Origin of the sequence: Halopseudomonas xinjiangensis (assembly GCF_900104945.1) — a bacterium.
GTDB classification, from domain to species: Bacteria; Pseudomonadota; Gammaproteobacteria; order Pseudomonadales; family Pseudomonadaceae; genus Halopseudomonas; species Halopseudomonas xinjiangensis.
Map to the genome: position 1 here is coordinate 2,154,856 of NZ_LT629736.1, position 18,295 is coordinate 2,173,150.

19 protein-coding genes and 2 tRNA genes are annotated in these 18,295 nt (G+C 60.9%); 8 read left to right on the plus strand and 13 right to left on the minus strand.

The window, feature by feature from the left end; all coding sequences use genetic code 11:
* Positions 1 to 2: 2 nt before the first annotated feature.
* Positions 3 to 956, minus strand: coding sequence for a lipid A biosynthesis lauroyl acyltransferase (locus BLT85_RS09860; protein ID WP_093393964.1), 954 nt, complete (start codon positions 954 to 956; stop codon positions 3 to 5).
* A gap of 111 nt (positions 957 to 1,067) precedes the next feature.
* On the opposite strand from BLT85_RS09860, the gene minC reads away from it, so the two are divergent.
* From minC to BLT85_RS09885, 5 genes are all read left to right on the plus strand, one after another.
* Positions 1,068 to 1,820 carry a septum site-determining protein MinC gene (minC, locus tag BLT85_RS09865; RefSeq protein ID WP_093393967.1) on the plus strand — a complete coding sequence of 251 codons (753 nt, stop codon included), beginning with the start codon at positions 1,068 to 1,070 and terminating at the stop codon, positions 1,818 to 1,820.
* Positions 1,821 to 1,966: 146 nt separating this feature from the next.
* Positions 1,967 to 2,776, plus strand: coding sequence for a septum site-determining protein MinD (gene minD, locus BLT85_RS09870; RefSeq protein WP_093397611.1), 810 nt, complete (start codon positions 1,967 to 1,969; stop codon positions 2,774 to 2,776).
* Positions 2,776 to 3,036: a cell division topological specificity factor MinE gene (gene minE / locus BLT85_RS09875; protein ID WP_093393970.1), complete on the plus strand. Its 261-nt coding sequence runs from the start codon at positions 2,776 to 2,778 to the stop codon at positions 3,034 to 3,036. Before minD ends, minE begins: the two co-directional genes overlap by 1 nt.
* Before the next feature lie 49 nt (positions 3,037 to 3,085).
* On the plus strand, positions 3,086 to 3,721 hold the full coding sequence (locus BLT85_RS09880) for an RluA family pseudouridine synthase (protein ID WP_093393974.1): 636 nt from the start codon (positions 3,086 to 3,088) through the stop codon (positions 3,719 to 3,721).
* 22 nt (positions 3,722 to 3,743) lie between these two features.
* Positions 3,744 to 5,039, plus strand: coding sequence for a M18 family aminopeptidase (locus BLT85_RS09885; RefSeq protein ID WP_093393977.1), 1,296 nt, complete (start codon positions 3,744 to 3,746; stop codon positions 5,037 to 5,039).
* A 42-nt stretch (positions 5,040 to 5,081) separates the two neighbouring features.
* On the opposite strand, the gene BLT85_RS09890 is transcribed toward BLT85_RS09885, so the two are convergent.
* A complete protein-coding gene (locus tag BLT85_RS09890; RefSeq protein WP_172829826.1) occupies positions 5,082 to 6,029 on the minus strand; it encodes an NAD(P)H-quinone oxidoreductase in 948 nt (315 codons plus the stop codon).
* A gap of 104 nt (positions 6,030 to 6,133) precedes the next feature.
* On the opposite strand from BLT85_RS09890, the gene BLT85_RS09895 reads away from it, so the two are divergent.
* Positions 6,134 to 8,245 (plus strand): carboxy terminal-processing peptidase, encoded by a 2,112-nt coding sequence (locus tag BLT85_RS09895; RefSeq protein ID WP_093393983.1) that lies wholly within the window; start codon positions 6,134 to 6,136, stop codon positions 8,243 to 8,245.
* A gap of 118 nt (positions 8,246 to 8,363) precedes the next feature.
* A complete protein-coding gene (locus BLT85_RS09900) occupies positions 8,364 to 10,169 on the plus strand; it encodes a bifunctional diguanylate cyclase/phosphodiesterase (protein ID WP_093393986.1) in 1,806 nt (601 codons plus the stop codon).
* Between the two features lie 222 nt (positions 10,170 to 10,391).
* Here the strand turns inward: BLT85_RS09900 and BLT85_RS09905 are convergent, their stop codons facing one another.
* The 3 genes from BLT85_RS09905 to BLT85_RS09915 form a co-directional block, all read right to left on the minus strand.
* Positions 10,392 to 11,132 carry an FKBP-type peptidyl-prolyl cis-trans isomerase gene (locus BLT85_RS09905; protein ID WP_093393989.1) on the minus strand — a complete coding sequence of 247 codons (741 nt, stop codon included), beginning with the start codon at positions 11,130 to 11,132 and terminating at the stop codon, positions 10,392 to 10,394.
* Between the two features lie 142 nt (positions 11,133 to 11,274).
* Positions 11,275 to 11,351 (minus strand) — tRNA-Asp (locus BLT85_RS09910).
* Positions 11,352 to 11,364: 13 nt separating this feature from the next.
* Positions 11,365 to 11,440 (minus strand) — tRNA-Val (locus BLT85_RS09915).
* Positions 11,441 to 11,653: 213 nt separating this feature from the next.
* Here BLT85_RS09915 and rdgC point away from each other — a divergent pair.
* On the plus strand, positions 11,654 to 12,571 hold the full coding sequence (gene rdgC / locus BLT85_RS09920; RefSeq protein WP_093393992.1) for a recombination-associated protein RdgC: 918 nt from the start codon (positions 11,654 to 11,656) through the stop codon (positions 12,569 to 12,571).
* A gap of 284 nt (positions 12,572 to 12,855) precedes the next feature.
* Here the strand turns inward: rdgC and bamD are convergent, their stop codons facing one another.
* Genes bamD through BLT85_RS09960 form a run of 8 tightly spaced genes read right to left on the minus strand, consistent with a single transcriptional unit; the run spans position 12,856 to position 18,283 of the window.
* Positions 12,856 to 13,473 (minus strand): outer membrane protein assembly factor BamD, encoded by a 618-nt coding sequence (gene bamD / locus BLT85_RS09925; protein ID WP_093393995.1) that lies wholly within the window; start codon positions 13,471 to 13,473, stop codon positions 12,856 to 12,858.
* 28 nt (positions 13,474 to 13,501) lie between these two features.
* Positions 13,502 to 14,260, minus strand: coding sequence for a type II secretion system protein N (locus tag BLT85_RS09930; RefSeq protein WP_093393998.1), 759 nt, complete (start codon positions 14,258 to 14,260; stop codon positions 13,502 to 13,504).
* The gene (gspM, locus tag BLT85_RS09935; protein WP_093394001.1) at positions 14,260 to 14,742 is read right to left on the minus strand and encodes a type II secretion system protein GspM; all 483 of its coding nucleotides are present in this window, start codon (positions 14,740 to 14,742) and stop codon (positions 14,260 to 14,262) included. The genes BLT85_RS09930 and gspM overlap by 1 nt, the downstream gene beginning before the upstream one ends.
* The gene (gene gspL, locus BLT85_RS09940) at positions 14,739 to 15,980 is read right to left on the minus strand and encodes a type II secretion system protein GspL (RefSeq protein WP_093394004.1); all 1,242 of its coding nucleotides are present in this window, start codon (positions 15,978 to 15,980) and stop codon (positions 14,739 to 14,741) included. The genes gspM and gspL overlap by 4 nt, the downstream gene beginning before the upstream one ends.
* 15 nt (positions 15,981 to 15,995) lie before the next feature.
* On the minus strand, positions 15,996 to 16,796 hold the full coding sequence (locus BLT85_RS09945) for a type II secretion system protein GspK (protein ID WP_093394007.1): 801 nt from the start codon (positions 16,794 to 16,796) through the stop codon (positions 15,996 to 15,998).
* Positions 16,793 to 17,422 (minus strand): type II secretion system minor pseudopilin GspJ, encoded by a 630-nt coding sequence (gspJ, locus tag BLT85_RS09950; protein ID WP_093394009.1) that lies wholly within the window; start codon positions 17,420 to 17,422, stop codon positions 16,793 to 16,795. The genes BLT85_RS09945 and gspJ overlap by 4 nt, the downstream gene beginning before the upstream one ends.
* Positions 17,419 to 17,811: a type II secretion system minor pseudopilin GspI gene (gene gspI / locus BLT85_RS09955; protein WP_093394012.1), complete on the minus strand. Its 393-nt coding sequence runs from the start codon at positions 17,809 to 17,811 to the stop codon at positions 17,419 to 17,421. The genes gspJ and gspI overlap by 4 nt, the downstream gene beginning before the upstream one ends.
* Entirely contained in the window at positions 17,792 to 18,283 is a 492-nt protein-coding gene (locus BLT85_RS09960; RefSeq protein WP_157718165.1) for a GspH/FimT family protein, read from the minus strand. Before BLT85_RS09960 ends, gspI begins: the two co-directional genes overlap by 20 nt.
* Between the last annotated feature and the right edge of the window lie 12 nt (positions 18,284 to 18,295).

The following is an 18,295-nucleotide window of genomic DNA, read 5'->3' on the forward strand; positions in this document are numbered from 1 at the left end:
CTTTACCGTGGCCGACGCTTCCTGCGTCGGCGTTTCGGGTAAGGACGCGCTTCGCCTTCGGGGCGCGTCTTGAACCGGCGGTGTACCCACATGTACTGCTCAGGCTGCTGCAGGATCGCCTGCTCGACCCATTGGTTGATACGCAAGGCATCAGCCGTTTCGTCACCGGTGGGAAAGTCTTCGAGCGGGGGATGGATGATCAGCCGGTAGCCCTGCGCATCCGGCAAGCGTGTCTGGGTAAAAGGGATGACCAGCGCCTTGCCGAGACGGGCAAATGTACTGGTCGCGGTGACCGTCGCGGCCTGCACACCGAACAATGGCACGAACACGCTCGCCTTGCGGCCGTAATCCTGATCCGGCGCGTACCAGATCGCTCGTCCCGAACGCATGGATTTGAGCATGCTGCGTACGTCTTCGCGCTCGACCGCCATCGCATCCGCGTTGTGCCGTTCACGTCCGCGCCGCTGGACGAAATCGAAAGCCGCGTTGGCATGCTCGCGATACATGCCATCAATGGTCGCTTTCTGCCCCAGCAAGGCGGCGCCAATTTCCAGCGTGGTGAAGTGCATCGACATCAATACCACGCCCCGTCCCGCCGCGGCAGCTTGCTGCAGATGCTCAAGCCCTTCGACATGTGCCAGCCTCGCCAGACGCTTGCGCGGCCACCACCAGGCCATCGCCATCTCGAACAATGCGATACCGTTGGACTCGAAATTCTGCCGGAGGAGCTGCTGGCGACGATCGGCGGACCATTCGGGAAAACACAGCTGAAGATTGGTTTCGGCAATGTGCCGGCGCTCGGGCATCACATGGTACATCGCCCGACCCAGCAACCGACCGATCGCCAGGATCGTCGGATACGGAAGCTGGATCACCAACCACAACAGACCCAACCCCGCCCACATGGGCCAATTTCGCGGGTGAAGCATTGCAGCGCTGAAACCGGGGTGACTCATCCGACCATCCATCGAGGCAAAAAACGCATTCTACCCAAGCCGGACGCGGGTTGCGATCAGCGCGGTCAATCTATATAAGTGTGCCCACAAACCGTGTTCCGTGGATGTGACATGACAGCTGATTCGAATCTAGACCTGCTCGACAACGAGCCCGTTTTCCATCTCAAGGGTGGCATGCTGACCATGACCCTTATCGAGCTGGTGCGCCAGGAACCCGAGCGCTTCGCGCGGCAACTGGCGGAAAAGGTCGAACAGGCACCGAATTTTTTCCAGGATACTCCGGTAGTGATCAGCTTGGACAAGCTAGGCGGTCAACTGGACGCTACGACCCTGGCGCACCTGTTACGCATCTGCCGCGAAAGCGGACTGCAACCGGTAGCCCTGCGCGGCGCGGAGCACTTTCGTCCTCTCGCACAGGAATCAGGGCTGGTACTGATGCCGCCCGGCCGTGGTCGCGAGAAGACCGTGGAGATCGAGCCGGCGCCGCAACCCGCCGCACCCAAGCGTGAAGCCGAACCGCAACCAGTTGCCGAGAACCTGCCCGGACGGCTCATTACCCAGCCGGTGCGCTCCGGCCAGCAGGTCTACGCCCGCGGCGGTGACCTGGTCGTGCTGGCCCCGGTCAGCGCGGGGTCGGAACTTCTCGCCGATGGCAATATCCATGTGTACGGTCCGCTACGCGGACGCGCGCTGGCCGGTGTGCGTGGCAACAGCGAGGCGAGGATATTCTGCCAATCGCTGGAAGCCGAGCTGGTGTCGATCGCCGGACAATATAAGGTGGCGGAAGATCTGCGCCGCCAGCAATGGAAGACCGCCGTGCAGATCAGCCTGGACCGCGAAACCTTGAAGATAGTGCCCCTTTGACTGATACTGTGCAGCCATCCGGGAATGCCCGCCGTTCGTGACCTTTGGTCATTTTCCAGGCTCTTCCCTAACCGATCGCAGTGACGCGCACGACGCTGCAACCGGCGCGCGCTCACATCAATAACAACTCCGACAGGAAGATCATCTTGGCAAAAGTCATAGTCGTCACATCAGGCAAGGGCGGCGTGGGCAAAACCACCACCAGCGCCGCCATCGGCACCGGACTCGCCCTGCGTGGGTTCAAAACCGTGATCGTCGACTTTGATGTCGGCCTGCGTAACCTGGATCTGATCATGGGTTGCGAACGCCGGGTCGTTTACGACTTCGTCAATCTCATCAATGGCGACTCGAACCTCAACCAGACGCTGATCAAAGACAAGCGTTCGGAAAATCTTTTTATCCTTCCGGCTTCGCAAACCCGCGACAAGGACGCGCTGACCCAGGACGGCGTGGAGCGCGTACTGAACGAGCTGAAGGAAACCTTCGACTACATCGTTTGCGACTCTCCCGCCGGCATCGAGAAAGGCGCTCACCTGGCAATGTACTTCGCTGATGAGGCAGTGGTCGTGACCAACCCGGAAGTGTCGTCGGTGCGCGATTCGGACCGCATGCTTGGACTGCTGGCAAGCAAGTCGCGCCGCGCCGAATCGGGTGAAAAGATAAGCGAGCATTTGCTGCTGACCCGTTACAACCCCGCACGCGTCGAAAACGGCGAGATGCTCTCGGTCAGCGATGTGGAGGACATCCTTTCGATTCCGCTGCTGGGTGTGATTCCGGAGTCACAAGCCGTGCTGAAGGCGTCGAACCAGGGTATCCCGGTGATCATGGACGACAAGAGCGATGCCGGTCAGGCCTATAGCGACGCGGTCGACCGTCTGCTTGGCGAGGAAAAACCTCACCGGTTCCTTGAAGCTCAGAAAAAGGGCCTGCTGCAACGCCTGTTCGGAGGTCGCTGATGAGCTTCTTCGACTACTTCCGTGACCGGAAAAAGACCACTTCGCCTGCGTCGATCGCCAAGGAGCGTCTGCAGATCATCGTTGCGCATGAGCGCGGCCAGCGTTCGCAACCTGACTACCTGCCGCAACTGCAGCAGGAAATCATCGACGTGATCAGCAAGTACGTGAAGATCGACCGCGACCAGGTGCACGTTGCCCTCGACAATCAGGACGACTGTTCGGTGCTCGAGCTGAATATCACCCTCCCCGAACGTCCCTGACCTTCTACATGATGCCGCCCGCGACGGGCGGCATCCGGACCCTGAACGCATGCCGCTGACCCATATCGGAATTCTTCACGAAGATCCGACCTTCCTGATTGTCGACAAGCCCACCCTTCTGCTCTCCGTCCCTGGCCGCGCCGAGGACAACAAGGACTGTCTGATTACGCGACTGCAGGAAAACGGTTACCCGGAAGCGCGCATCGTGCATCGGCTCGACTGGGAGACATCAGGACTGCTGGTGATCGCGCGCGATCCCGACTCGCACCGCGAACTCTCACGTCAGTTTCACGATCGTGAAACCGAGAAGACCTACATAGCGCTCTGCTGGGGCCAACCAGCCGAGGATGCGGGCCACATCGATTTGCCGCTGCGCTATGATCCACCGAACAAGCCGCGGCATATGGTCGACCACGAACTGGGCAAAGCTGCGCAAACCTTCTGGCGGGTTACCGAGCGGCTTGAACGGTACTGCCGAGTGGAGCTCACGCCGATTACCGGGCGCTCCCACCAGCTACGCGTACATATGCTTTCGCTTGGTCACCCTTTGCTGGGTGATCGCTTATACGCTCAGGGCGAGGCGCTCGATGCCTGTCCGCGACTGGCCCTGCATGCGGCGCGACTGGGCATCCGCCATCCGCTCACGGGTACGCGCATGGTGTTCGATAGCCCAGCTCCGTTCTGAGCCTTACGACTCGAGGATTTGCATGACACATAGCGCAATCAACCAGGACCTGGCCGATTACATCCAGGCCTCACCGACCCCCTTTCATGCGACAGCCAGCCTCGTCGCACGATTGTCGCTGGCAGGCTTCGAACAGCTCGAGGAGCGCGAAGACTGGACGCTGGAACCGGGCGGGCGCTATTTCGTCACGCGCAACGGCTCATCACTGGTAGCGTTCACCATGGGCGAGGCAGGCGCGCTCGAACGCGGCATCCGCATGATCGGCGCGCATACCGATAGCCCTTGCCTGCGAGTCAAACCGCAGCCGGAGATGAACCAGCAGGGGCTATGGCAGCTCGGGGTGGAGGTGTACGGTGGGGCGCTACTCGCGCCCTGGTTCGATCGTGATCTGTCGCTCGCCGGGCGGGTCACGTTTCGCACCACCGACGGTGTCCTGCGTAGCGAACTGATCGACTTCAAGCAGCCCATAGCGGTGATTCCCAGCCTGGCCATTCATTTGAATCGAGGCGTGAACGACGGGCTCAACATCAATGCGCAAACACATCTGCCGCCTGTCCTGGCGATGTCACTTGATCCCAGCCGGGATCTGCGCGCCCTGCTGTTGCAGGAGCTGACCCAGCAACACCTGGACAGCCAGCCGGTGCAGGTACTGGATTACGAACTCAGCTTCTACGATACGCAGCCGCCGAGCACCATAGGGCTGGACGGCGATTTCTTCGCCTCGGCGCGGCTGGACAACCTCTTGTCGTGCCATGCAGGCCTCACTGCGCTAATCGGCAGCAACCAACAGCAAGCCTGCCTTCTTATCTGCACCGATCATGAGGAAGTCGGCTCCACTTCGCTCTGCGGGGCTGACGGGCCGTTCCTGGAGGATGTGTTGTACCGCATCATTTCGGACAGAACGCAGCGCATTCAGATCACCCAACGCTCGCTGCTGGTGTCGGCCGACAACGCTCACGCGGTGCATCCCAACTTTGCCGATCGCCACGATGCCAACCACGGTCCGCGCCTCAACGGCGGCCCGGTCATCAAGATCAACAGCAATCAGCGCTACGCCACCAACAGCGAAACAGCAGCTTTCTTCCGCCACCTGTGTGAACAGGTTGACGTGCCAGTACAGAGCTTCGTCGTGCGTTCTGATATGGGCTGCGGGAGCACTATAGGTCCGATCACCGCGAGTCGAGTCGGGGTGCGCACCGTAGACATCGGCGCGCCGACGTTCGCCATGCACTCGATCCGGGAATTGGCGGGCAGCAGAGATGCTGAATATCTGATCAAGGTGCTCACCCGCTTCTGCGACAGCGAACACCTTATTTGAGAAGGGTAGCGGCGCGACGACTGACATCGCCGCGCCGGCCAATCAGCGTACCATTATTACCTTGCCGATAACCTGGTCACTGGCCAGCTCCGCAAAGGCTTCCTCGGCCTGATCGAAGTTATAGGTGCGAGCGACGAGTGGACGCAAGGTGCCTTCCGCGAACAGCGGCCAGAGACGCTCTTCCATCCGTGCCAGAAGTTCGGCCTTGAAGTCACCGCTGCGAGCACGAAGCGTCGATCCAGTCAGCTGGATTCGCTTGGCCAGCACCTTGGCTAGATCCAGAGTTGCCTCACGTCCGCCCATCAGACCAATCAGCACCCAGCGAGAGTCCATACCCAGCAGATCCAGATGGTCCGCAGCGTATGGCGCCCCTACCGGATCAAGCGCAACCGAGAACGGGCCTTCGCTCTGCAGACTGCGGATACCGTTCTGACGCAGCGCGCCCCCTTCTGCACCGAGATCCCGGCAGGCAGCGAGCTTTTCTTCGCTGCCAAGCGTCACCCAGCAGGGATTCCCTAGAGCCTTGCAGAGCTGGATCGCGGCAGTGCCGACACCGCTGGCACCGGCGTGAATCAGCACCTTCTCGCCGGGTTTGGCGGCGCCGAGCTCGAAGATATTCAGCCAGGCGGTGCTGAAGACCTCGGGGATAGCCGCTGCCTGCGCCCAGTCCATACCGTCCGGGACCGGCAGCAGATGACGCCCGTCGACGACGACTTCTTCGGCCATGCCACCGCCTGCCAGAAGGGCGCAGACCCGGTCACCGGTTTTCCAGCGGGACTCGCCGGAAACCTCGATCACCTCGCCTGCGCACTCCAGCCCGATGACCTGCGTCACGCCCGGCGGTGGTGGGTACATTCCGGCTTTTTGTAACAAATCGGCTCGGTTGAGTCCGGCTGCCATGACGCGAAGCCGGACCTGTCCGGGCTTGAGCTGTTCTGCGGGTTGATCGCGCCATACCAGCGCCCCGCCCTCGGCTTGCAATCCTCTCACGGTGCCTCCATAGTGATTTTCGTGATGCATTTGGCAAGGGAACCCGCTCTCCCTTCCGCTGAACTAACAGAATACCCCCACTCTCGCCGGAAACGATACCTTTGATGAAAGCCTCCCATTCCCTGCGCAAGACTTGCCTGATGGCTTTGCTCGCTCTGGGCAGCAGCGTCGCCGTCGCCGCAGACAAGCTGCCGGTTCTCGATGTGGAGAGCCTGAAGCCAACCCGCGAACAGACCATAGCCAGCCTCAATACCGTTGAGCTGCTGCGCCGCCATCATTACAACAAGATGAGCCTGGACGACGAACTGTCTAGTGAAGTCTTCGATACCTACCTGCGCCAACTCGACCCGCAGCGCAGCCTGTTCACTGCCAGGGACATAGCCGAGTTTGAAAAGAACCGTCGGAATCTGGATGACATGCTCCTGGCGGGCGATCTCAACTTCGGCTTCCAGATGCACCGGCAGCAGATCGATCGCGTCAACCAGCGCATGGTTTATATCCTCAGCATTCTCAATCAGGGTATCGACACGCTTGATTTCAATACCGAGCAGACCATCCAGATCGACCGCGAGGACGCGGACTGGGTCGCTGACGAGGATGCACTCAAGCAGCTCTGGCGCCGACAGCTCAAGGACGAAATCATTCGCCTGAAGTTAGCCGGCCGCGAGGACCAGGCAATTGGCGAGCTGCTCGAGAAACGCTACAAGAATCAGCAATCGCGCCTGGCGCAGACCCGTAGCGAAGACATCTTCCAGAATTACATCAATGCGCTCGCTCAGGTCTACGATCCGCACACGCAGTACATGTCGCCGGAGAGCGCGGAAAACTTCGACATCAACATGAGCCTGTCACTGGAAGGTATCGGCGCGGTCCTGCAAAGCGATGACGAGTTCACCAAGATCGTGCGGCTCGTCCCAGCCGGCCCCGCGGCGAAGAGCGAGCAGCTGGCGCCCGCTGACCGCATCGTCGGCGTGGCTCAGGAACAAGGCGAAATGGTCGACGTGGTCGGCTGGCGTCTCGATGAAGTCGTCAAGCTGATACGCGGTCCGAAAGGCTCTAGCGTGCGCCTGGAGGTGATTCCGGCTGCCAATCCGAAGACCGACATGACCAGCCGGGTGGTCAACCTGGTTCGCGAGTCGGTCAAACTGGAAGACCAGGCTGCCAAGGCAGAGGTACTGGACTTCAGCGAACAGGGTCGCGACTACCGCGTCGGTGTCATCGAGGTCCCGGGATTCTATATCGACTTCAAGGCATACCGCCGTGGCGATCCGGACTATCGCAGTACCACTCGCGACGTGCGCCGGTTGCTTCAGGAGCTGCAGGAAAAAGAGGTGGACGGAATCGTTCTGGACCTGCGCAACAACGGTGGCGGATCGCTGCAGGAAGCCACCGAGCTCACAGGCCTGTTCATTGAAAGAGGGCCCACTGTTCTCGTTCGCGATGCCCAGGGTCAGGTACAGGTTCTCGACGATCCGGACTCGGGAGTTGCCTATACAGGTCCTCTGGCAGTGATGGTCAACCGACTGTCTGCCTCGGCTTCCGAGATTTTCGCTGGAGCGATGCAGGATTACGGCCGCGCTCTGATCGTTGGCGAACCAACGTTTGGCAAGGGTACCGTGCAGTCTATACAGCCGCTCAACCATGGCGAGCTCAAGCTGACCCTGGCCAAGTTCTACCGCGTTTCCGGTCAGAGCACCCAGCACCGGGGTGTAGTCCCCGACATCAGCTATCCGTCGCTGCTCGAGACCACCGACATCGGCGAAAGCAGCCTGCCGCGCGCATTACCCTGGGATACGATCAAACCGGTGCCGTATCGCATGGAAGCCGAGCTGGGATCGCTCATCGAACCGCTCACTGCGCGACATAGCCGGCGCGCAGCGGACGATCCGGACTTTACCTACACCCTGGCACGCATCGAACTGGATCGAGCCATGAAAGAGCGCAAAGTCCTGCCGCTCAACGAAGCCAAGCGCCGCGAGGAGCAGAAAGCATTCGAGGACAAGCTGTTGGCGCTTGAGAACACCCGGCGCAAGGCGAAGGGCGAAGAGCCGCTGGAATCGCTGGAGGAGGAAGACCCTTTCCTCGAAGCGGGCAACAACCCAATGACCGAACCGCTGGAAGACAAGGACAAGGAAGACGATCCATTTTTGGCTGAAACCGGGCACATCCTCATCGACCTTCTGCAACTCAAGGAACAGGTCGTCAAGGCCAGCTGACGCACCGCTGTCATAACCACGCAATAATCCGGTCTCACACTCGCTGGCATCTGCCTGCGAGTGCGAGCCGGGCTGCAACGCGCACCGGGCCTTCACGCTTCCCTGTCCCGGAAACTCCATGACTGTCATCGAGCAGCGCAACGCCCTTCTGCAGATTCTGGCCAATCAGGCCATTTCGGTGCTCTTCCAGCCGATCGCTTCGACCGTTGAACGACGCATCGTCGGGTATGAAGCGCTCAGCAGAGGCCCGTCCAACAGCCCTCTGCATTCCCCTCTGACCTTATTCGCCGCCGCGCGGCACTGGGGCATGCTGTCAGAGCTGGAAGCGCTGTGCAGAAAGCAGGCGATTCGTCGCTTCGTCGAGCTCAAGCTGCCGGGGCGACTGTTCCTCAATGTCTCGCCTGAGACGCTGCTGGAACATCAGCATACGCGCGGCCTCACCCTCAAGGCGCTTGAGGAGACCGCCCTGCCGCCTTCGAGGGTCGTGATCGAACTCACCGAACAGTCACCCATCGACAACTTCGACCTGTTGCATGCCGCCCTGCAACACTATCGCACCATGGGCTTCTCCATCGCACTCGATGATCTGGGGGCCGGTTACTCGAGCCTTCGCCTGTGGTCCCAGCTACAGCCCGAGTTCGTGAAGATCGACCGCCACTTCATCGACGGCATTCATCTCGATAGCGTCAAGCGAGAATTTGTCGGCAGCATTTTGAACATGGCCAAGGCATCGCAGGCACACATCATCGCGGAAGGGATCGAGCGGCCCGAAGAACTCGGCGTACTGGAGGACATGGGGGTCGACTGGGTGCAAGGTTACTGGTTGGGCCGTCCCGAGGCCAAGCCATCAACCTCGCATAGCGAGATCATTCAGCGGCTGGCACAAAGGGATCCGCGCGCGGATCCGGAGGCGACGCTTCACGGCTTGCGCCTGGACGTCCCGGGCATAAGCCGGCGCGAAACCGTCGCCCAAGTATTGGCCCGCTTTCAGCAACAGGCCAGCCTCAACAGCCTTGCGGTGCTCGACGAAGCGGGACGTCCGATCGGCACCGTACATGGGTACCAGCTCAGCCAGACCATGCTGAAGCCGTTCGCACACGAGCTATACGCACGCAAGCCGATTGAACAGCTGATGGATCGGGACTATCTGGTAGTCGACATCAGGCAGAGCCTGCAAAGAGTCAGCCGCCTGTTGACGAGCCGGGCCCGACAACGCCTGGAAGAGGACTTCATCCTGGTCGACCAGGGAGCCTATGCCGGCCTCGGCCGCGTTATCGACGTGCTGCGCCAGATTACCGAGCTGAAAGTCCGCCAGGCTAGGCATGCAAACCCCTTGACCCTTCTGCCCGGTAATGTGCCGATCCAGGAATGCATCAACCGCATCCTCGCCAACGGGCAGGCCGCGAGTCTCTGCTACGTCGATGTCGATTCGTTCAAGCCATTCAACGATCTGTACGGGTACGGCAAGGGCGACGAGATACTGCTCGGTCTCGCTCAGATCCTGCGTGACGCGTGCGATGCGCGTTGTGACTTCGTCGGGCATATAGGCGGCGATGACTTCATGCTTGTATTGCGCAGCTCAGACTGGCGTAGCCGGCTGAGCAGTGTGAATGACCGATTCCAGGCGCTCTGCCGTGGGCTATATCGTGAGGAACATATAGCGGCGGGCTTCTTCCACGCACCCGATCGTAAAGGTGAGTGGCGCGAACACGAACTGCTCAGCCTGTCCGTCGGGGTCGTGCACTTGCACGGCGGGCCTTATTCATTGTCCGGCGGGGCACATCTTGCCGAACTGGCTTCCCATGCGAAGCATCAGGCGAAACAGGCCGCCGGATTCAGCGTGTATGAATTGCAGCTGCCTGCCGAGCAGGGGACCGAACCGCTATCAGCCTCGGAACAGGTTACCCACAGCTTCTGTGGATAAGTCTGTGAGCAACATCTGGGAAACGTCGGCAAAGGCTTGTCTGGCCTGCATTACGCTTAGATCGCACACTTTTTGCTCAAAAAAATAACTAGAAAAAACAATAAGTTATGACTAGTGGATAAACGGCGGGGAACTTATTTAGCAGGGCTTGAGTGTTACCGTCTTCTGTGCATAACGGTAACACTCATGGACCGGAGCTGCCTGGAACGCGCTCCAGCCGTGTTACTCGGCGTTGGCCTCGGGCTCGTCCACAGTCATCTCGGATTCTTCTTCGCTCTGGATACCCAGCAATTCCATGTCGAAGACCAGAACCGAGTTCGGCGGGATAACCGGGCTCGGGCTGCGCTCGCCGTAGGCAAGATTGCTGGGGATGGTGACTTTCCACTTGTCGCCCACGCGCATCATCTGCAAGGCTTCAACCCAACCCGGAATCACGCCGCTTACTGGAAGATCCACTGGTTCGCCGCGGCTCATCGAGCTGTCGAATACGGTGCCATCGACCAGCTTGCCCTCATAGTGAACAGAGACGACGTCGTCCGCATCCGGCTGAGGTGCACCCTCTTCTGCGGACTCGATGACCTCGTACTGCAGGCCCGACTCGGTCGTGGTTACACCTTCGCGCTCTGCGTTCTCGGCAAGGTATTTCTTGTTCGCTTCGAGCGTCTCGTTGACCAACCCTGCAGCGCGCTCTTCAGCGCGCGTCTGCAGCTCCGTAAAGGCGGTCCGCAGCTCTTCCTCGCCAACACGCGGCTCCTTCTGCTCTAGCGCGTCCTGCATACCGAGCGCGAGCGCCTGGGGATCGATGTCATCGAGGCCGTCCTGAAGAAGGCTCTCACCCATGTTCAGGCCAATACCGTACGATGCTTGCTGGATGGAAGTTTCCAGTTCTGGTTCTTTCTCACCACAACCAACAAGGGTCAATACGCTGAGTGCAACGCTGGCTGCCAGCAGATTTCGCTTCATGCTTACCTCGATCGAACGCGCCACAGGGGCAGAAATAAAGACCGAAGCTTAACAGGGCTGGGCGCGGATGCGCTACCGAAGAGCTTAAAGTTTGCCAACCGAGGCAGAGGAACAAATAGAAGTGTCACAGGAGGGGAAAAAATGGCGCAGCGGACGGGACTCGAACCCGCGACCCCCGGCGTGACAGGCCGGTATTCTAACCGACTGAACTACCGCTGCGCATTACTTCGAGTGGTGGGTGATGACGGGATCGAACCGCCGACCCTCTGCTTGTAAGGCAGATGCTCTCCCAGCTGAGCTAATCACCCGTTTACTCTCGAAGTGGGGCGCATTCTAGGCAGCTTTCCGTTGGCTGGCAATACCTTTTTCGAAAAAAATCCGACTCTTTTTCAATACGTTATTTGCGGCCTGGTGCACTGGTCGGCAACGGCGCTCTCAGGCAATATGCCGAACCCTTCTGTTGGTCGCGTGAAGATTCCGCCGGCCGCGAGGATATCGATACGCAACAAAGGACAGCACCCATGTGGTTTCGCAATTTGCTCTTCTACCGCTTCAGCCAGGATGTTCCTTTCGATGAAGCAGCGCTGCTGGCAGCTCTCGAACAACGCCCTGCCCGCCCTTGCGCCAGCCAGGAAACACATACTTTGGGCTGGACCACACCTTTCGGCCGGCATTCGGAAAATGTATTGCAAGTCGCGGACGGCTACTGGCTTATCGCTCTTCGCAAGGAAGAGCGAATCCTGCCGGGGAGTGTCGTCAAGGATGCTGTGAGCGAGAAGGTCGAGGAGATCGAAGCGCGTGATGCGCGCAAGGTGTACAAGAAAGAGCGCGATACCATCAAGGACGAGGTGATCATGTCGCTTCTCCCGCGCGCCTTCACCCGGACCCAGACAACGTTGGCCTGCATTGCACCGAGCGAAGGCTGGATTGCAGTCGACTCATCCAGCAACAAGCGCGCCGAAGACCTGCTCAACCTGCTGCGCGAGTGCACCGGAAGCCTGCCCGTCCGCCCGGTAAACGTGAAAATGGCCCCCGCTGCCTGCATGACCGAATGGGTCAAGCAGGGAGAGGCTCCGGAGGGACTGGTGATCGGGGACGAATGCGAGCTGCGCGACACCCACGAAGATGGCGGCGTCGTCCGTTGCAAGCGGCAGGACCTTGCTAGTGACGAGATCCAACAACATCTGGCCGTCGGCAAGCAGGTCAGCCAGCTAGCGCTTGCCTGGCAGGAAAAAGTCAGCTTCACCCTCGACGACAAGCTCACCGTCAAACGGCTGCGCTTCGAAGAACTGTTGCGTGACGAGGCAGATGATCAGGGCGGCGATGATATGGCGAGCCAGCTCGATGCGAGCTTCATCATCATGTCCCGCACGCTCTCCGAGCTGCTACCGGCGCTGACCGCAGCACTCGGCGGCGAGGACATGCCGCAGGGAGTATGAGTCCGCTCGGCTATCCACAGAAACTGTGGACAACTATGTGGATAGCCGCTTGAAATATCGCCTCGACGCTTGAACCACGGGGCATCGGCTTAACCTGGGTAATTTTTGATCAGCCCCAAAATACTATATTTATCAACAGGTTATAGCTTCAGCAGGGAAGTGACCCGCGGCCTGCGGCAAGTCGCCGAGCGGTAAGGAGCCAAGCAACTCGCTGTGTACAATGTCAAGCTGCAACTTAAAAAAATGCTGCTTGACTTGGAGCACCGGCTCTTCATAAGCGCATATCAGTCCGGAATAAGCTCCAACCACGCCCGCGCTTCCTTGGCTGCCGCAGTCCGCGCATATTGCCGAGTGACATAGCGCATCCGCGCTTCTGCCGCGGCAGGATCTCCCGTTTCGGCGGCAAGCTTGGCGAGATCGAACTCGGCCGTGGCCATGCCTTCCAGTATCTGTTGCAGCCTCGGCGCCACTTCGCCGCGGTACTCCGAGGTCGGATAGTCCCGCACGAAGCCAACCAGCGCAGCGTGTGCGATTCGCCCGGTGAGCAATCTCTGCTGGGCGTCGCCAAGCGCCGCCTCAAAGCGAAGAAACTCGGTTAGCGCCAGCAGGTACGCCGAATAGTCCGGGTTGGGCGGCGACGCGTAACGTTCTTCATAGTCAGCCAATAACCGGTCGACAAGGCCGAACTCAGCCTGCTGAAGACATACGAACGCCGCTTCTTGCTCCAGCTCCGGCTGTTTGAGGGCTAGTGTCTGGCGCGCGAGGTCCGCGTCGCATCGTCCAAGTCCCAGCTTGGCGCGGACATCGGCAACTTCGCCGGTACGCTCGGCATCGTTCTGTCCAAGCCCGGCGCAACCGCCAAGGCCGGCCAGCATCATCAGCAGTACTCCAGTGCGCTTCACCGCTTTACTCCAGTTTGTCTGGTGATGTTCATTGCAGACGGGCGCGCCACTGCACCCAGCCTTCTTGATCCGGTCTGCCCAGCAGCCCTAACCCCTGGGTTAGCGTAGGCTCCGCACTGGCCTCGGCACGCAGCCTGGCGTCGATGTGCATCGGCTCGGCAGGGCGCCAGCGGGCACTGCCACGCAACCCCAGCGGTCCGCCCCCCTCGTCCGACAAATCGAGTACCAGCCATCCGTCTTCTGCACCGAGGTCAGCCGCCAGATGGCCGAGCGGCAACGGTTGAGGCAACCCTCCTGCGGCGTCCTGCCAGACTAGCCGTCCCTCGGCCGCCTGCACACGCTCGAAGTCCTCGAGCTCCAGCAGCGGCACATCGAATAGCCAGGTGCCACCGAGGATGAAAGGGGCTTTGTTCAAAGCCGCCATGGTTGCGGCATCCAGCCTCCCGTTGGCGTTTTCTATTCGCAATGAGCTTGCGCCCATCTTCAGCTGCGCATCAACGCGCCCGTTGCGCGGTAGCCACGCGACATCCAGCCCGAGCCGGCCGAGAAAAGCCTGTCCAGGATTCCACGACCAGATCAACGCACCTTGTTCGATACCGCCGACTTGCATGTTACGCACCTGACCGGACCACAACGTACCGGTGAGGCCGGTCACAGTCACCTTCGCCGGCAGCCGGGACTCGACCAGCGACCAGACGAACGCCGCCGGGATATTCCAGATTAGTGAACCAAGGAAAAGCAGCGCCGCGACAGAGATGACAGTACGCTTTCGGACGTTGACAGCCATCAGCGCGGCTCCACCAGTACACGCGCCGACACCATTCCGGCTTCACCTCTCGCATCGACAGCCAGTTGGCTGATCTTCAAGCCGTGCCGTTGTTCGAGCTGCCCTAACCAGGCGATGAGACGGTCGAATCCAACCTGATCGAACCAGAGACGGGCGCCCTGCCCCTCCGGCTGGACCCGCTCGATGTTCGCCTTGATCCCCGAGGCATTTGCCGCCACTTCAACAAGCGTGAGGACCGAACCACCCGCTGCCGCCGATGCGGCATCGCTACCCTGCGAAGCCTTGCGCCGTACCCGATCCGCTACCTGCTCCATCCAGCCAAGTTCGGCGGACAGTGTGGCGACTTCGGCCCGCAGCTCCGCACGCGACTTCGCGATCGGCTCCCATACCAGCAGCCACAGCATCAGGACGACTAATACTGCCAGACCCGCAGCGAGAATGGCTCGCTCGCGAGGCGCCAACCCTGCCCACCAGGTCTTCATGACTCGCCCCTCTCGATTTTCAATCTGGCGGTAACGCCCTCTGCGCCGGAGTCGGCACCCTGGAGATTCTCCCGCAGCCCCTGTTTGGCAGCGAGGCTCTCGCGAATGGCTTCCAGGTCGGCGAATGACTGCAACTGCAGCTCTATTTCGACTTCCGCCGGTGTGGCCCGGAACTGGGTAATACGGCCTTTTCCCCCCGCGTTGGTAACGGCGAGCGCTTCGTACAGCAAAGGCCCCATGCTTCCGGTGCCACTGGCGCCTTGCCCACCGGCACCGTCGAGAATCTGGCGGAACTGGGTAACTGGCTGCACCCGTCTCGAGTCGGGCAAAGTGCGATCAAACAAGGCATTGATATCGGCCTGGAGCCGATCCCGCTCACTACTCAGCACCAGCCATTCGGAGAGCACCTGCGCGCCGAGCACGGCGAGCAGAATCCCGGCTGCAATCGCCACGCCACGTAGTTTGCGCCACGGCGGCGCCCCTACCCCGCTTGCATAGGGGTGGGTAAGCAGATTCATTGGCGGTAGCGGTCGACTGCAACGGGCTAATAGAGGAGCGAGTGGAATCGGGCGTTGAGCAGATTCGATGATCTGATCTGAAGCGCCCAGTCCAAGCCGGTCTGCGGTCACTCCGAGCAATTCAAGCTGTCGATCGTCCGCCTCGCGCTCGGCGAGCGTTCGCTGCAGCCAGAAACTGGCCAGACTGCGCTCGATGATCGCGGGCTCCCGATCGGCCGCGGTTGCGATGAGCTGCTCCTCGGCGCTCGGCCACGGCGACATTTGAACCCGCAATCCGTTGTCGGGAATCTGATCGACGTACAACGCTGCCAGCGGAATCAACGCTTCGACCCGCCATCCTGCCTCGCTGAACCAGCTCTGCCAGGCCTGCATGTTCTCGTGCTCGACCACCGCGGCGGCTACCCGCCCATCCGCTCGGCGCGGTCCGGCAACGAAATGCAGCTCCTCGAGCTCCTGACCGAGACTGTCCTCCAGTGCAAAGGGAAGCGCAGCTCGAATCGCCGCCTGGCGTCGAACCGGCATCGCCACGCGATACAGCGTGACAGCGGAAGCCGGTACCAACCCTCGAATGCGCTCGGCGGGAAAGCGAGTGCGTAACTCCGCCAGCCGGCTTTCGCCGCTGTCGAGGACGCTCCCCTCCTTATCAAGGCGCCACCAATTCCAGGTAGCGGGCGCTTGGGTCGAGGCGCTTTCCGATTCCGGTAAAAGTACTATCAACATATTGCCGATCCGTTGTCAGGGCTCACAGGCCGTTTGTTCTCGAAGCACCACTTTTCCGTTGGGTGCGTCAAGCAGGGTGCACTGGTAATAACGTCGTTCGCCAAACTCGGCGACTATCTGCAGGCGCATGTACCAGGGCGCTTCCTGCGGTGCCGGTCGCTCCGCGAATACTTCCTTGATGACGTCGCTGCTTCGTTCCAGATCGATAGCGCTGGCAGCACCGGGGTAAGCCGTCACGTAGGGCGAGAGGGCCTGCCAGGCTTCGCCGGTCATACCGCTGACGCTCACCAGCTCCGACGCCGTGATCATCGGCCGGTTTCCGGATACTTTCGGTGGGTCAGCCAGTCGATAAACCGGATCGTCCGTTTCCGGATTCATCCAGTCGGTCACCGCCACAGCCAACTGCGCACCGGACGGCATGCTGACCCCCGATTCCTGAGAGGCCCTGTCGACCAGGCTGGCGAAGTACCCTTGCTCGACCTCGTCTGCGCCAGCCAGCGCATTGACGTTGTAGCGACACTGCATATTGTCCAGCGTCGCCTGCAAGCGGATGCCGTCCACTTCGAACGGGAGCACCGGTGACAGACATGTGTCCCAGGGCAGATCATCGGGCCCGCCAGCCTGTTCGAGAACCTGTAATACCATGGCCTCGGCACCAGCCGCGATGTGCCTGGACATGTCTCGCTCGAACACCGCGCTGGTGCGGCGAATGTCGGCCTGACCACGCAGGGCCATGGCCACCGCTGCAACCGTCGCCAGCGCTACCACGAGCAGCGCCGTGACCAGAGCGATACCCCGCTGTCTGGTCGGCTTCACAGTCCCACCGCCATCAGCCGGCGTACCGGACCTACACCCGGTAAATCGAGCACCAACTCGACCGCAAGCGGCAAAGAGGCGCCCTCACCATCCGCGTCCGCTGGCGGCCAGGATTCGACTCGCTGCAGGCCTTCCTCGGTGCGAATGATGAAGAAGAATCCGCTATCGAGCCCAAGCACCTGTTCCGTACCGACCAGCTCGGCGAAGGGTCGCACCCGCATCGCCTCGGTGTCGACGATATCGATGCCCGGCCACATTTCGCGCTCCAGGCCCCGCTCGGTGATCCTCCAGGCGGTACGGCGGATACGCTGGTCGCCGCCAGCGCCGGCCCGCACCAGCTCCAGCAATTCCGTATCGCCACCCGCACGCAGACGCAGCGGCGGCAGGCTATCGCCATACTCATCGCGAACCGCGACATCAATGACCTGGGCGAGATCGCGCTCCAGGACGCTCAAGGTCACCTGCAGATCCGCGAGACGCTGAGCCTGTTCGCGCGTGACCGCATCTGCGTCCAACACCGCGCGCAGCCCTTGATACGCGACCATGCTCATGATTGCGAACACGGCCATGGCGACCAGCATTTCCAGCAGTGTGAAACCGCGCGTCCGGCGTGAGCGGTGAATCATGGCAAGACAAATCCGGTGACGTTGGCTCGCTGGTGCTCTTCGCCACGTTCAGCCATCCAGACCCGGACATCGATACGCTTGACCGGCGGCAGCGGGAAGGGCGCGGTGGCGGTAAAGTCGCTCACGTTCGCCTCATAGCCGTAGCGATACGGGCCCATTATCACCTCTCCGGTATGGTTGCCGTCTGCAACCGCCCGCATACCGGCTTCGTATTCAGCGAGCACATTCTGCCCGGCCCAGTGCGCCAGCGTGCGCTCCTGCAGATAACCCGTGTTCCGGGCGTGCTCGGAACCGGTCTTGACCAGCGCAGCTAGTGCCACCCCGAGTACCGTCAGGGCTACCAGCACTTCGAGGAGGGTAAACCCGCGATCAGTCTTCCGGCTGCGCATCCAGCACCTCTACCCGGCCATCCGCACCCACCTCGATGTGCCGTTCGATTGTGCTGCCAGGCTTGCGCAGCGTAATCACGGCGGGCGTCATTTCGCCGGTGTTGCTCAGTCTTATGTGCGGCTCCCAGCCACTGGTCTGCGGCAGCGCAAGGCGCTTTTCCTCCACTACCAGATCGAGCTCGACAATCTGCTGATCGATGGGATGCGGGCCGAGCTGCGTGTCGGTCACCGGTCGCCATTCGCGAGTCGCATCATCAAGCAATACCAGTTCGAGGAAGCTGTATCCATCACGCCGCAAGCCGAGCGCGCGCTCGGCCTGGCCGGTGATCATGGTCTCGTCCCTCGCCAGCCTGAGGACGCCTGCCAACCTATCAGCCTCGCTGCGAACCTGTCGTTCTGCCCCGTCGCCGACCGCCAGGGTCGCCAGACTCGCAACGATGCCCACCAATACCAGCACGACGAGCAGCTCCATGAGGGTGAACCC